This window comes from Curtobacterium sp. MCSS17_015 (assembly GCF_003234265.2).
Taxonomy (GTDB): Bacteria; Actinomycetota; Actinomycetes; order Actinomycetales; family Microbacteriaceae; genus Curtobacterium.
Map to the genome: position 1 here is coordinate 2,893,828 of NZ_CP126256.1, position 13,034 is coordinate 2,906,861.

Below are 13,034 nucleotides of genomic sequence, written 5' to 3' on the forward strand. Positions count from 1 at the left end.
CCACAGGTCCGCTCGGTACCCGGTCCCCGTGACGACGAACGCGCCGCCCCGGACGGGACGGCGCGTTCGCGAGCGGTTCTGGGCGACTAGGCGGGACGGACCGACTCGGCCTGCGGGCCCTTCGACCCGGTGCCGACGTCGAACGTCACTGCCTGGCCCTCTTCGAGGACCTTGTAGCCGCTCATGTCGATGGCCGAGTAGTGCACGAACACGTCCTGGCCCCCTCCATCCACGGTGATGAAGCCGAAGCCCTTCTCGGCGTTGAACCACTTCACGGTTCCGTTGGCCATGTTCCTTGCTCCCTGCGGTACTGCTGTTGCGAACGACGGCACCATCGCACGTGGCGTCCGTCGGGTCCGAGCGCGTGTCGACTCACCCGGTTTCACGCCGGACGGGTCTCGGGGAGAGGCGTCGTCGCGATCGCGGGGTGACCAATGGTGACTCTGACCGAACCTCGCTGTTTCGGCAAGGGGTGTGACACGCATTTCACGCAGTGAACCCCGATCCGCAACGTGTCGGAAACACGACGAGCGTGTGCGACGCCTTCGGACCGTGCGGTCAGCCCGTGTAGTCGGACCCGAGCACCACGGAGACGTCGGCGTTCGGGAACGCCGAGGACTGCTGTACGGCACTCACCCCGAGGGACTGCGCGACGCCCTGCGCGACGGCCGCCTGCGACTCCTGCTGGTAGTACACGATCGTCTGCGTCGCCCCGGTCGTCCCGGCGTCCCCGGTCGAGGTCACGGTCCACCCGGCGCCGCCGAGTTCCGTCGACGCGTTCGCGGCGAGGCCCGCCGTCGAGGTCCCGTTCAGCACGACGAGCGTTGTCGCGCCCTGGTCGGCGGCGGTCGCGCCCGCTGCGGCGGAGGGCGACTGCGTCGCCCCGTCTCCCGCGCCGGAGTCCGTCCCGGGGGAGGCACTGGCCGACGGCGACGCGGACGCGGAGGGCGTCGACCCCCCGCTGCCCTCCGTGAACTGCACGCTGCCGTTGAGCAGTGCGAGCACGAGCACCCCGATGCCGACGAGGACGCCGGTCGCGAGCGCCGCCCACGCGAAGACGACCCACCCGCCACCTCGTCGCGCGGCACCGCGGTGCGCGCCGACCCGGGGGCCGTCCGGGACCTCGTCGAACCGGTCTCGCTCGAATCTCGTCATCGTTCCTCTTCACGTCCTTCGTGGTCGGCCGGGGGCGCGACGAAGCTGCGGGCAGCGCGTGCGCTCGTCCGGGCCCGGCGGAGCCGCTGCAGTCGGGTGACGAGCTGCGGGTCGTACGCGAGGGCTGCCGGTGAGTCGATCACGCGGTTGAGCACCTGGTAGTACCGCGCTGGCGACATGTCGAACTCGACCCGGATCTCCGCTTCCTTCGTCCGGTCGTGCCGTGCCCGCACGAGCTCGAAGGCGAGCACGTGCTTGGCGAGCTCGGTGAGCTCGTCGGCGGGGAGGGCGGGCACAGCGTGGTCCGATCGCGAACGGGTTGCAGGTCTCGCACATCGTAGGGGCGGACGGCAGGTCGACCCTGGCACGGTGCTGGACTGTCGCGGAACCCGCTCAGCGCACGGCCCGCGCACCCTGGTTCAGGGGAACCACCGGACGCGCGTGCCGAAGGCGTCCGACACCGCGAGCGCCCGGCCGTCGAGTGACAGGGTCGCGAAGGCATGCGGGTCCGCGGGGTCGACGTCGTCCGGCAGGGTCGCCGCGACCCCGGCGAGGATCCCGGTGCGTTCGAGCGCCACCCAGCGGACGCCGCGTTCGTGCAGCCGGTCCGCGAACCGCTGCCGCCCGGCACCGGGCACGTACACGAGCGTCCCCGTGGTGAGGACGACGGGTTTGCAGTCCTCCGGCAGCGCGTCCAGGGCACGGTCGAGGTCGTCTGGCACGCTGCCCCGGATCCGGACGGGAGGCTCGACCAGCGTCGCCTGCAGTGCGTCCCGCATCAGGGCGGTCCGGTCCGTCGCCTCGGGCGGGACGGCCTCGACGAGACGCTCGAACGCCTCGGGTGCCCTGGGGTCGATCGGGTTCGGGTCGAGGGCGACGCGCGCGCCGATGCGGATCGGCCCCGCCGCCGGTGCGGGTGGCGTCCCGGTGACGTCGGCGACGAGGTGCACCGCGGGCCCGGCGACCGCGGTGTGCATCCGGACGACCCGGTCCTGCGCTCCGGTGCGGTCGTCGCTCCCGCACGTGTCGGGGTGCGCGGGACGGGCCGAGGGGCGCTCCCTGTGGTCGAGCGTGACCCGGTCCGGGGTCGAGCAGAGCCCGGCGGCCGCGCCGACGTCGAGCAACCCGAGCGGCCGGGCCGACGCCGCCGAGAGCGCGGCGAGCACCGGGACGACGGGGGCGAGCCGGCGCGGGTCGTTGGCCTGCACCGTGGCGGTGGTGAGGGCCGCGACCAGGGCGGGGCGGGCCTCCCGGCCGATGACGCCCAGCGCGGCCGGGTCCGCCGGGTCGGCACCGAGCCGGCGTGCGACGGCGAACAGCAGCTCCGGTTGACGCTTGGTCTCGGGCACGGCGTCGAGCAGGTCGGCCAGTGACCCGTCGACGGAACGCGCCCATGCCGCGTACGAGGGTGAGACGGCCTCGATCCGGTCGGCGTAGGCGCGGTAGCGCTGCCGCGTGTCCATCAGGACCCCGGGCGGTACATGCCGACGTGGGCGATGCCGGCCTCGTCGTACGGGGCACCGAAGCGGACGAAGCCGTGCCGTTCGTAGAGCGCGGCGACGTACTGCTGGGCGTGCAGGACGAACGGTTCGTGGCCGTGCCGGTCGAGCACCGCGGCGACGAGTCCGCCGGCGATCCCCCGGCCACGGTGGTCGGCGCGGGTGGCGACGCGACCGACCACCCGGATGGGAGCGTCCGTGCCCTCGGGGTGCGGCTCGGCGTCCGCCGGTCGGACGAGGCGGAGGTACCCGACGGTGCTGCCGTCGCCGGTGGTCGACCACCAGTGCTCGGTGTCGGGCTCGCGGTCGCGGCCGTCGAAGTCCTCGGCCGAGACACGTTGTTCGAGGGCGAACACCCGGTTCCGCAGGCGCACGATGTCGTACAGTTCGTCGGTCGTCAGGTGCTCCCAGCGGGCGTGACGGACGGAATGTTCGGACATCCCTCGGAGTTTACCGAGGTGAAGCACGATGACCGGTGGACACCAGTCCCGGTCGGAACCAGGAGGTACGCACATGGCATACAACGTCGACAAGTCCGACGCCCAGTGGCGCGAGGAGCTCTCCCCGGACCAGTACGCCGTGCTGCGCCAGGCCGGTACGGAGCGCCCGTGGACCGGTGAACTCCTCGACGAGGAGCGTGCCGGCGTGTACACGTGTGCGGCGTGTGGTGCTGAGCTGTTCAAGAGCGGCACGAAGTTCGACTCCGGGTGCGGCTGGCCGTCCTTCTACGAGTCGGTCGATCCGGACGCGGTACAGCTCATCGAGGACAACTCCCTCGGCATGGCGCGCACCGAGGTCCGCTGCGCGAACTGCGGCTCGCACCTCGGCCACGTGTTCCCGGACGGCTTCGGGACGCCCACGGGTGACCGCTACTGCATGAACTCGATCTCGCTCAACTTCTCGGCGGAGAAGTAGCGGGTCGACGACGGCGCCCGGGCTCCCAGCCCGGGCGCCGTCGTCGTGTCCGCCCGGTACGATGGGCGGGTCAGCCGGCATGGCGCAATTGGTAGCGCACCGTACTTGTAATACGGGGGTTGCGGGTTCGAGTCCCGCTGCCGGCCCTCACACCCCGGTCGCATCCGGCGGAGCCCAGGTGGTGCTGGACGGGTTCCGGGTCTCCCCGGTCGCGCTCCCGGCTAGCGATCGAACCGCGCGCACGGCACATCGGCCGTCCACCGCCCGGCCTCCGGCGCCGCCTCGACCCGGACCGTCCCGTCCGGGTCGTCGGCGCAGACGGTGGCGCGCTGCTGGTGCACCTGCTTCGACCAGACCGGACCGTCGGACCGTCTGGTCTCGGCGTGCACGTTGAGGACGCCGGCGGCGACGACGCTCGCGACGAGCACCCATCCGAGCACCGGCTGCACGACACGCCCCCGAGCGATACAGACGTCTGCGGCGACGACCACCGCGGCGAGCAAGAACATCGACCCGGCGGCGGCGTACCGGTAGGGGCCGAACCGCAGGAACGATGCCTCGTTCCACTCCGTGAACGTGCTCGGCACGGCGTTCACCCGGAGCGCGGCCACCCAGAGGACGGCGGGCGCGACACCGAGCACGACGATGAACCACCTGCTCGCGCCACTCCGCGCCACGAGTCCGAGGACGAGCACCGCCACCACCAGGATCGCTGGCACGATGACGACCCACCACCCGTGGTGCACGATCGTGACACCGATGCTCCGCACGTCCCCGTTCCAGGAGCCTGCGAGCGGCTGCGCGAGGAACCCGGCTGCGATGTCGAGTGGGCTCGCGTCACTCGGCGTCCGCAGGCGCGGGTCCAGGAGGGTCGCGACACCCTGCGAGGCGAGCCCCAGCACGGCGGCGACGACGACCGGGATGCCCCGACGGCTCCTGAGCCCGAACAGGAAGAGCGGCACGAAGAGAGCCGCCTGGATCTCGGTCAGGGTGATCGCGAGCGCTGCGGCGGCCAGGCCTGCGCTGCTCCACCAGGACCGCGGCCGGAAGGCGAAGACCCACGGCGCCAGGAAGAGCATGTACCAGTGCAGGTTCGCGGTGTTGCCGGCGATCTCGACGACGCCCATCGGCGTGATCGCCGGGATCACCCCGAGGAGCGCCCGGAGCGGCACCGAGGTCACGACGTCGCGCGCCAGGACGAACACGGCCCCACCCACCAGGCCGATCACGCAGCACGACAGGGCGCTGACGACCACCGCGTAGTCCTCGATCGACCAGAGGGCGACAGCCGCGTCGACGACGATCCGTGGCACGAGGTGCAGGTAGCCCTCGTAGGGGTGCAGCAGCGACGGCACCGCACCGAGCTGCAGGCGTTCGTCGAGGAAGACGCCGGAGTCCTCGGCCCAGGCGACCTCCCGTGTGGGCGAGCCGAGACGGTGCCACATCCACAGACTCGACGCGGCGGCGAGCACGACCGCGACGATCCACGTCACGAGGTGCGGCAGGCTGCGACGACGACGACTGGAGTCGACCGGAACGGGAGTCGTTTCGAGCACCCCAGGACGCTAGCAGCCACTCGGACAGGACCGGAGCACCGAGCGATCTGTCGCTCGGTGCTCCGGTGCTCAGCCCTGGCTCAGCGTCCGCCGGCGATCTTCCGCTCGCGCTGCGCGACACCGGCCGTGCCGTACGGGTAGTCGTCGACCCGGGGTGCGCTGGCATCGGTCAGCGTCTGCAGCTCGGACTCGTCGAGCACCAGGTCGGCCGCGCCGAGGTTGTCCTGCAGCTGGTCGACCGTCCGTGCGCCGAGGATGACGCTCGTCACCGCCGGCCGGGCGAGCAGCCAGGCGAGGGACACCTGGGACCGCGAGGCCCCGTGCGCTTCGGCGACGCTCGAGACCGCGTCGAGCACCTGCCACGTGCGCTCGTCGGCGTTGCGGGCCTCCCACGCCTCCATGCCGCGCTTCGGGTCCTCGCCCAGGCGGGTCGAGCCGGTCGGGGCCTCGTCACGCTGGTACTTGCCGGAGAGCCACCCACCCGCGAGCGGCGACCACGGGAGCAGGCCGATGCCGGCGTCGAGGCAGGCGGGCACGATCTCGTGCTCGATGTCGCGCACGAGCAGGTTGTACTGGGGCTGCAGGGTGACCGGCGGTGCCCAGCCGTGGGCCTTCGCCTCGTAGACGGCCTTCGTCACCTGGTGGCCGAGGTAGTTCGAGAACCCGTAGGAGCCGATCTTGCCGGCGGACACGGCGTCGTCGAGGAAGCGCAGGGTCTCCTCGATCGGGGTCAGGGCGTCCCACGCGTGCATCTGGTACAGGTCGATGTGGTCGACACCGAGCCGCTCCAGCGACGCGTCGAGGGCGACGCGGAGGTGTCGTCGTGACAGGCCGAGGTCGTTCGGGCCGTCGCCCTGCGGGAAGCGGCCCTTGGTGGCGAGGACGACCTGCTGCGCCTCCGTGGGGTGGTCGCGGAGCCATCGGCCGATGATGCGCTCGGACTCGTTGCCCGAGTACACGTCCGCCGTGTCGACGAGGGTGCCGCCGGCGGCCACGAAGGCGTCGATGATCGCGTGGGAGGTGGGTTCGTCGGCCTCGCTGCCGAACGTCATGGTGCCGAGGGTCAGCGAGGACACCGCTGTCCCGCTGTTGCCGAGGAGTCTGTGTTCCATGCGGCGGACGCTACGCCGCGCCTCCTCGGCGGCGGGAGGGTCCACGAGTACCCGTCAGGACTGCCAGCGTCAGTCCCGCTCCCCCAGGAACGCGATCGCCGCCTGGCGGAAGTGCCTCGACGTCGGGGCACCGAACCGGTGTCACAGCGTGGTCCCGCCCCGTCAGGACCGCCAGCGTCAGTCCCGCTCCCCCAGGAACGCGATCGCCGCCTGGCGGAAGTGCCGCGACGTCGGGGCATTGAAGTGGTTCCGCCCCGGGATCTCGACGAAGGTCGCGTGCGGCGCGGTCGCGGCGAGCCGCACGGCGCTGTCCTTGATCCCGTCCTCGCTGCCGGCGGCGAGCAGCAGCGGCTGCGTCGGCGCGTTCGCGGGGGTCGGCTCGACGCTGTCGCGCATGCCCTCGACCATCGCCACGAGCGCACGGAGGTCGTTGCCCTCGACGTTCGCCGCCATCGTGAGGTAGCCGTTCGTGACGCGGTCCTCGACCGGCGTGCCGTCCGTGATGTACGCCCACGCCTGGTCGACGCGGACGCGGCGCATCGGGTCGGCGTCGGGGATGCCGCCGAGCACCGCACGGGAAACCCGGTCGGACATCCGCTCGGCGGCGTGCCACCCGACGCGGGCGCCGAGGGAGTACCCGAGGAACGTGACGTCGTCCAGCAGGTAGGTGTCGACGACAGCGGTGACGTCGTCGACGAGCAGGTCCATGGAGTAGCTGCGCGGGTCGTGCGGCTTCCCGCTGGCGCCGTGGCCGCGCTGGTCGAACGCGATCACGCGGTGTCCGGCACGCACGAGGTCCCGCGTCCACCCCGAGGCGTGCCAGTTGAGGACAGCTCCGGACGCGAAGCCGTGCACGGCGAGGACGGCGGGTGCGTCGGGGGCACCGAAGTCGTAGGTGGCGAGCGGCACGCCGTCCGGGGACATGACGACGCGGGGACGGGGCGCTTCGGGGACGAGTGACATGTCCCGTCCAGGGTAGTGGGACCACAGTGGCCCCATGGACGGCTACGGCGGCGACCAGATCCGGGCGGCGGAACGCCCCCACCTCGAGGCGGGCGAGCCGCTCATGCAGCGCGCGGCGGACGGGCTCGCCGCGGTCGTCGGCGACCTGCTCGACGACCCCGCGGTCCGTCCCGGTGACGGACCGGGGTCCGTCCTCGTCCTGGCCGGCAGCGGTGACAACGGCGGGGACGCCCTGTTCGCGGGCGCGCGCCTGGCTGCTGACGGGAGGCACGTCACGGTCCTCCGCGTCGGCTCACGTGTCCACGAGGCGGGCCTGGCGGCGGCCCTGGCGGCCGGGGCGGGCCTCCTGGACGGCCCCGAGGAGGACGGATCGGGTGTCGGCACCGCAGGCGCAGCCGACATCCTGCGTGCCGCGGCCACACCGGTCGGCGAACGTCTGGCGCGGGTGGCCCGGGAGGCGGCGCTCGAGGTGGACCTGGTGCTCGACGGGATCCTGGGGATCGGTGGCGGTGGGCCGCTGCGCTCCCCCGCGCGCGAGGTCGTGGCGGCGCTCCGGGAGCTCGCACGTGAGCAGCGGGCGCCGTTCGTCGTGGCGGTGGACGTCCCGAGCGGCATCGACGTGGACACCGGCGGCATCGCGGACGACCACGTCCTGCACGCCGACGTCACGGTGACGTTCGGCGGGGTGAAGGCGGGGCTCCTCCGCGGGCCGGCGGCGACGCTCGCCGGGCGGATCGAGCTCGTCGACGTCGGGATCGGCGCGGACCTGGCGACCGTGGAGCCGCTGGTCCGCACCTGACCTGCGCCGCCCGGGCCAGGGTCGGTACGGCGGGATCGGCACGACCGGGATCGTCCGGCGGTGTCGGCTCGACGCCGGTGTCCGCGCAACGCCCGGAGGTCGCGCTGGGGCGGACGTGCGCCGTGCGCCGTCCGTACGTTCGATCGCATGACGTTCAACGACGACTCGCAGCTCAGTGGTGGCAAGGTCAAGCGGCGCGGGCCGGGGCGCGGTGTGGCGATCGGTGGTGGGAGCATCGGCACCGTGATCGTGGTGTTCCTCATCGCGCAGTTCACCGGCGTCGACCTCAGCGGGGTCGTCGGCGGTGGCGGCGGCCTGACGACCATCCAGCAGGGCGGCGCGGAGGCCTCGCCGGTGGCGGAGTGCCGCACGGGCCGTGACGCGAACGCGAGCATCGACTGCCGCATGGAGGGCGCCGCGGAGTCCCTCGACACGTACTGGTCGGCCGAGGCGCGCGAACTCGGGGTCAGCTACTCCACGCCGGAGTTCTTCCAGTTCACCGGGTCGACCGACACCGGGTGCGGGACGGCCTCGGCGTCCACGGGGCCGTTCTACTGCCCACCCGACCGTGCCCTGTACGTCGACACGGACTTCTACGACGAGCTGCGGTCCACGTACGGGGCGTCCGGCGGGCCGCTCGCCGAGATGTACGTCGTCGCGCACGAGTGGGGGCACCACATCCAGCAACTCGAGGGCACCTTCGCCGAGACCGACCGCAGCGGCAGCGGGGCCACGTCGGACAGCGTCCGTGTCGAACTGCAGGCGGACTGCTTCGCCGGCGCCTGGGTCGGGGACGCGGCGACCACGAAGTCGGCGAACGGCGAGACGTTCTTCGAGCCCGTCACCCGCGCCCAGGTCGCCGATGCGCTGTCGGCCGCGAGCGCCGTCGGTGACGACAGCATCCAGGAGCGCGCCACCGGACGGGTGGACCCCGACTCCTTCACGCACGGCACGAGCGAGCAGCGGCAGGACTGGTTCGAGCGGGGCTACGAGCAGGGTGCGACCAGTTGCGACACGCTCACCGTGCCCGCGTCGGCCCTCTGAACGACGACGGCCGGGCCACCTCGCGGAGGTGTCCCGGCCGTGGTGCGCGTCAGGCCGTGTGCGTCAGGCGCCGGGGTGTCACCGGGCCGAGGGCGACGCGGACGCGCTCGGGGTCGGCGTCGGTGTCGTCTCACTGCTGCCCGCGGCGCTGACGACGAAGGTCCGGAACTCGTCGTTCGTCGAAGCGGTGGAGTACGGGTACTGCTCACCGTTCACGAGCACCAGCGGGGTGCCCGGGAAGGTCGTCAGGTCGGAGCCGGGGATGTCGCCGCCGGTCACCGCGGTGGTCCGCTCGTCGACCCACTTGCCGTACCGCTGGTCGTCGATGCACTGCTCGATCGTGGAACCCTTGCGCACACCCGGCACGGTCGTCACGACGTCGGCGAGCTGCTCGTCGGTCAGACCCGCGGTGCCCTCCTCGGGTTGGGCGGCGAACAGTGCACGGTTCACGGCGAAGAACGAGTCCGGGGACTCCTGCGCGACGCAGGCCGCGGCGTTCGCGGCGCGGAGGGAGTACTTGGTGCCCTGGGAGCGGTTCGACAGGATCGCGACGGGGTGCACGTCGAGCGTCGCCGCGCCGGAGTCGACGAGGCCCTCGATGTACTCGCTGTTCGTCTGCTCGAACGAACCGCAGATCGGGCAGAGGTAGTCGACGTACAGGGTGATCCGCACGGTGTCGGCCGAGTCGGTCGAGCTGGGTGACGGGGCCGAGGACGCACCGGGCTCGACGGCCTTGAGTCCGGCGCCGATCGTGATCCCGCCGTCGGCCATCGTGTCCGGTCCGGGGCCTGCCGGCCGAGAGGAGTTCACGAGCACGAGCGTGACGACCGTGGCCGCGGCGACGAGCACCACGCCCAGTCCGACCTGGAGTCCGATGCGGACACCCCGCTGGCGGCGCTTCTGCTGGGTACGGGTTCGCTGGGCTCGTTCGCGCGCGGCGGCGCGACGCGCGTTCCGCTCAGCGCGGGCGTCGCCTTCGGGGCGGTTGGTCATCGTGCGGTCGTCCTCCTGGTCGGTGTCCGCTCGGCCTCCCCCCGGTCGGCGGACGGACCCGGCGATTGTAGTGGCGGCCGATGGGAACCAGCCAACCAGCAGGTGACCTCCGGGCGACCGTCAGGGAAGCACTGGCGCGGACCGGAGAACTCGTGTTGTATGAACAGCGACGGTCGACGGCGACCGTCCGGGGCCCTCGCGGGCCGCCGCTTCACTACGGATCGTCCGGCACGTACCTGCCGGTGGAGAGGACCGAACGCTCATGGCGTCCGTCACCTATGACAAGGCAACCCGTCTGTACCCCGGAGGCAACCGCCCCGCGGTCGACTCCCTCGACCTGGACGTCGCCGACGGCGAGTTCCTCGTCCTCGTCGGCCCCTCGGGCTGTGGCAAGTCCACGTCCCTGCGCATGCTCGCCGGCCTCGAAGAGGTCAACTCCGGTGCCATCCGCATCGGCGACCGCGACGTCACCGACGTCCCGCCGAAGGACCGCGACATCGCGATGGTGTTCCAGAACTACGCGCTGTACCCGCACATGACCGTCGCCGAGAACATGGGCTTCGCGCTCAAGATCGCCGGCGTCGGCAAGGAGGAGCGCGCCACCCGCGTGCAGGAGGCCGCCAAGCTCCTCGACCTCGAGCAGTACCTCGGCCGCAAGCCGAAGGCCCTCTCCGGTGGTCAGCGTCAGCGCGTCGCCATGGGCCGTGCGATCGTCCGTCAGCCGCAGGTGTTCCTCATGGACGAGCCGCTGTCGAACCTCGACGCCAAGCTCCGCGTCCAGACCCGCACGCAGATCGCGTCGCTCCAGCGTCGCCTCGGCGTCACGACCGTCTACGTCACGCACGACCAGACCGAGGCCCTGACGATGGGTGACCGCATCGCGGTCCTCAAGGACGGCATCCTGCAGCAGGTCGGCAGCCCGCGCGACCTGTACGAGAAGCCGAACAACGTCTTCGTCGCCGGCTTCATCGGCTCGCCGGCCATGAACCTGCTCCCGGCCTCCGTGGTCGAGGGTGGCATCAGCTTCGGCTCGCTCAACCACCCGATCGACCGCGACACCCTGTCGAACGCTCGCTCGGGTTCGGTCACGGTCGGCGTCCGTCCGGAGGACATCATCGTGTCGCAGTCGGGCGAGGGCCTGCCGGTCACGGTCGACGTCGTCGAGGAGCTCGGCGCCGACGGCTACCTCTACGGCCACGCCGACGTCGCCGGCACGCGCACCGACATCGTCGCCCGCGTCGACGGCCGCTCGCACCCCTCCATCGGCGACACGATCGTCGTGAGCCCGAAGCAGGGCCACGTCCACGTGTTCGACGCCGAGTCGGGCGATCGCCTCGACGACAAGGCCGTCGTCAGCGCCTGATCAGCACCACCGGGAGCCCGTCAGCCGCCGCACCAGGCGGGTGGCGGGCTCCCGCTGTTCCCCCTGACGGACGGGAGGCGCGTGCACAGCCCGTGACCCGCCTCCCCCATCGACACGACCCGGACGGCGCTGACGCGTCGCCCGGGAACCGACGGTGGGGGCCCAGTTCCGCAGACCCACCGCCGAGCACCCGAGGAACCAGTCGTGCCCGACTCCATGACCATCACCGCCGCCACCGTGGACCCCGGTCTGCTCGACCTGCCGTGGGACCTGCCACTCGACGCCTGGCCCGACGAGACGATCGTCGCGCTGCCGAAGGGAATCTCGCGGCACCTGGTGCGTTTCGTGCACCTCAGCGGCTACGTCGTCGCGGTCAAGGAGACGAGCGCTGAACTCGCGCGCTCGGAGTACGACATGCTCCGCACCCTGCAGCGCATGGACGTGCCGTGCGTCGATCCCGTCGCGGTGATCACGAACCGCATCGGCCGCGAGGGCGAGGAACTCCAGCCGGTCCTCGTCACCCGGCACCTGCGCTTCTCGCTCCCCTACCGAGCCCTGTACTCGCAGACGCTGCGCCCCGACACGGCCACCCGTCTCGTGGACGCCCTCGCGCTCCTGCTCGTGCGGCTGCACGTCATCGGCTTCTACTGGGGGGACGTCTCGCTCTCCAACACGCTCTTCCGCCGCGACGCCGGGTCCTTCGCCGCGTACCTGGTGGACGCGGAGACCGGCAAGCTCTACCCGGGCGGGCTGTCGAACGGGCAGCGTGAGAACGACCTCGAGGTCGCCCGGGTCAACATCGCCGGCGAGCTGCTCGACCTCGAGGCCGGTGGACGCCTCGACGAGAACGCCGACCCGGTGGACGTGTCGAACCGCATCGTCGCCCAGTACCGCACCCTGTGGACCGAACTCACCGGCACCGAACAGTTCGACGCCGCCGAGCGGTGGCGCATCAACGACCGGGTCGAGCGGCTCAACGCGCTCGGCTTCGACATCGAGGAGCTGTCGATCCGCACCGCCGAGTCCGGCGCGCAGGTCCGCATCCAGCCGAAGGTCGTCGACGCCGGGCACCACCAGCGTCGACTGCTGCGCCTGACCGGTCTGGACGCCGAGGAGAACCAGGCCCGACGGCTCCTCAACGACCTGGACGCGTACCGGGCTCGGAACGGCCGCGAGGAGCTCGACGAGGAGATGGTCGCCCACGAGTGGGTGTCCCGTGTCTTCGAGCCCGTCGTGCGGGCGATCCCGCGCGACCTCCGCGGACGGCTCGAGCCCGCCGAGGTGTTCCACGAACTCCTCGAACACCGCTGGTTCATGTCGCAGCAGGAGGAGCGCTCGGTCTCGCTCCCCGAGGCCACGACCGCCTACATCAACGACGTGCTGCGGCACCGGCGGGACGAGCGGACGCTCATCAACCCGCCGACGTCGTCGATCGCCCTGCCGCTCGACGGCGAGGACGACGACGAGGACGTCGACGACTGGCGCGCGTCCGTCTGACGCGACCGCGACGGAGTTCCGCCCCCACTCCCGCACGGGGTTCCAGAATTCGCGCATCTCGCGCGTCGCGGTTCCCCGGTCGCGGAACCGCGACGGACGCGGGCGGCATGTCGTGCGACCCCGACGAGCGGGGGCGGG

The 13,034-nt window shown here is 72.0% G+C and carries 14 protein-coding genes and 1 tRNA gene; 6 read left to right on the top strand and 9 right to left on the bottom strand.

The features are described 5' to 3' along the window. Window positions 1-86 precede the first annotated feature (86 nt). From DEJ18_RS13865 to DEJ18_RS13885, 5 genes are all read right to left on the bottom strand, one after another. Window positions 87-290 carry a cold-shock protein gene (locus DEJ18_RS13865; RefSeq protein WP_022903461.1) on the bottom strand — a complete coding sequence of 68 codons (204 nt, stop codon included), beginning with the start codon at window positions 288-290 and terminating at the stop codon, window positions 87-89. Between the two features lie 268 nt (window positions 291-558). Further along, complete coding sequence (locus DEJ18_RS13870) at window positions 559-1,155, bottom strand: LytR C-terminal domain-containing protein (RefSeq protein ID WP_111210109.1); 597 nt, start codon at window positions 1,153-1,155, stop codon at window positions 559-561. Continuing rightward, entirely contained in the window at window positions 1,152-1,451 is a 300-nt protein-coding gene (locus tag DEJ18_RS13875; RefSeq protein ID WP_111210108.1) for a DUF3263 domain-containing protein, read from the bottom strand. Before DEJ18_RS13875 ends, DEJ18_RS13870 begins: the two co-directional genes overlap by 4 nt. Before the next feature lie 123 nt (window positions 1,452-1,574). Further along, window positions 1,575-2,618 carry a DUF2332 family protein gene (locus tag DEJ18_RS13880; RefSeq protein WP_111210107.1) on the bottom strand — a complete coding sequence of 348 codons (1,044 nt, stop codon included), beginning with the start codon at window positions 2,616-2,618 and terminating at the stop codon, window positions 1,575-1,577. Beyond that, complete coding sequence (locus tag DEJ18_RS13885; protein ID WP_111210106.1) at window positions 2,618-3,094, bottom strand: GNAT family N-acetyltransferase; 477 nt, start codon at window positions 3,092-3,094, stop codon at window positions 2,618-2,620. Before DEJ18_RS13885 ends, DEJ18_RS13880 begins: the two co-directional genes overlap by 1 nt. Before the next feature lie 73 nt (window positions 3,095-3,167). Here DEJ18_RS13885 and msrB point away from each other — a divergent pair, with 73 nt between their 5' ends. Continuing rightward, a complete protein-coding gene (gene msrB / locus DEJ18_RS13890; protein ID WP_111079850.1) occupies window positions 3,168-3,569 on the top strand; it encodes a peptide-methionine (R)-S-oxide reductase MsrB in 402 nt (133 codons plus the stop codon). 73 nt (window positions 3,570-3,642) lie between these two features. Next, window positions 3,643-3,715 (top strand) — tRNA-Thr (locus tag DEJ18_RS13895). Window positions 3,716-3,790: 75 nt separating this feature from the next. Here DEJ18_RS13895 and DEJ18_RS13900 read toward each other — a convergent pair. From DEJ18_RS13900 to DEJ18_RS13910, 3 genes are all read right to left on the bottom strand, one after another. Next, window positions 3,791-5,125, bottom strand: coding sequence for a hypothetical protein (locus DEJ18_RS13900; protein WP_146241519.1), 1,335 nt, complete (start codon window positions 5,123-5,125; stop codon window positions 3,791-3,793). Between the two features lie 80 nt (window positions 5,126-5,205). Continuing rightward, on the bottom strand, window positions 5,206-6,237 hold the full coding sequence (locus tag DEJ18_RS13905; protein ID WP_111079851.1) for an aldo/keto reductase: 1,032 nt from the start codon (window positions 6,235-6,237) through the stop codon (window positions 5,206-5,208). A gap of 177 nt (window positions 6,238-6,414) precedes the next feature. Beyond that, window positions 6,415-7,200 (bottom strand): alpha/beta fold hydrolase, encoded by a 786-nt coding sequence (locus tag DEJ18_RS13910; RefSeq protein WP_111210104.1) that lies wholly within the window; start codon window positions 7,198-7,200, stop codon window positions 6,415-6,417. 34 nt (window positions 7,201-7,234) lie between these two features. On the opposite strand from DEJ18_RS13910, the gene DEJ18_RS13915 reads away from it, so the two are divergent. Together DEJ18_RS13915 and ypfJ are read left to right on the top strand one after the other, a co-directional pair. Beyond that, a complete protein-coding gene (locus DEJ18_RS13915) occupies window positions 7,235-7,999 on the top strand; it encodes an NAD(P)H-hydrate epimerase (protein ID WP_111210103.1) in 765 nt (254 codons plus the stop codon). 147 nt (window positions 8,000-8,146) lie between these two features. After that, entirely contained in the window at window positions 8,147-9,043 is an 897-nt protein-coding gene (gene ypfJ, locus DEJ18_RS13920; RefSeq protein WP_111210102.1) for a KPN_02809 family neutral zinc metallopeptidase, read from the top strand. A gap of 78 nt (window positions 9,044-9,121) precedes the next feature. Here ypfJ and DEJ18_RS13925 read toward each other — a convergent pair whose 3' ends face one another. Then, window positions 9,122-10,036: a DsbA family protein gene (locus DEJ18_RS13925; RefSeq protein ID WP_111079855.1), complete on the bottom strand. Its 915-nt coding sequence runs from the start codon at window positions 10,034-10,036 to the stop codon at window positions 9,122-9,124. A 262-nt stretch (window positions 10,037-10,298) separates the two neighbouring features. Between DEJ18_RS13925 and DEJ18_RS13930 the strand changes: the two genes are divergently transcribed. After that, entirely contained in the window at window positions 10,299-11,399 is a 1,101-nt protein-coding gene (locus tag DEJ18_RS13930; protein ID WP_111210101.1) for an ABC transporter ATP-binding protein, read from the top strand. Window positions 11,400-11,603: 204 nt separating this feature from the next. Then, complete coding sequence (locus DEJ18_RS13935) at window positions 11,604-12,896, top strand: DUF4032 domain-containing protein (RefSeq protein ID WP_111079857.1); 1,293 nt, start codon at window positions 11,604-11,606, stop codon at window positions 12,894-12,896. Window positions 12,897-13,034 lie beyond the last annotated feature (138 nt).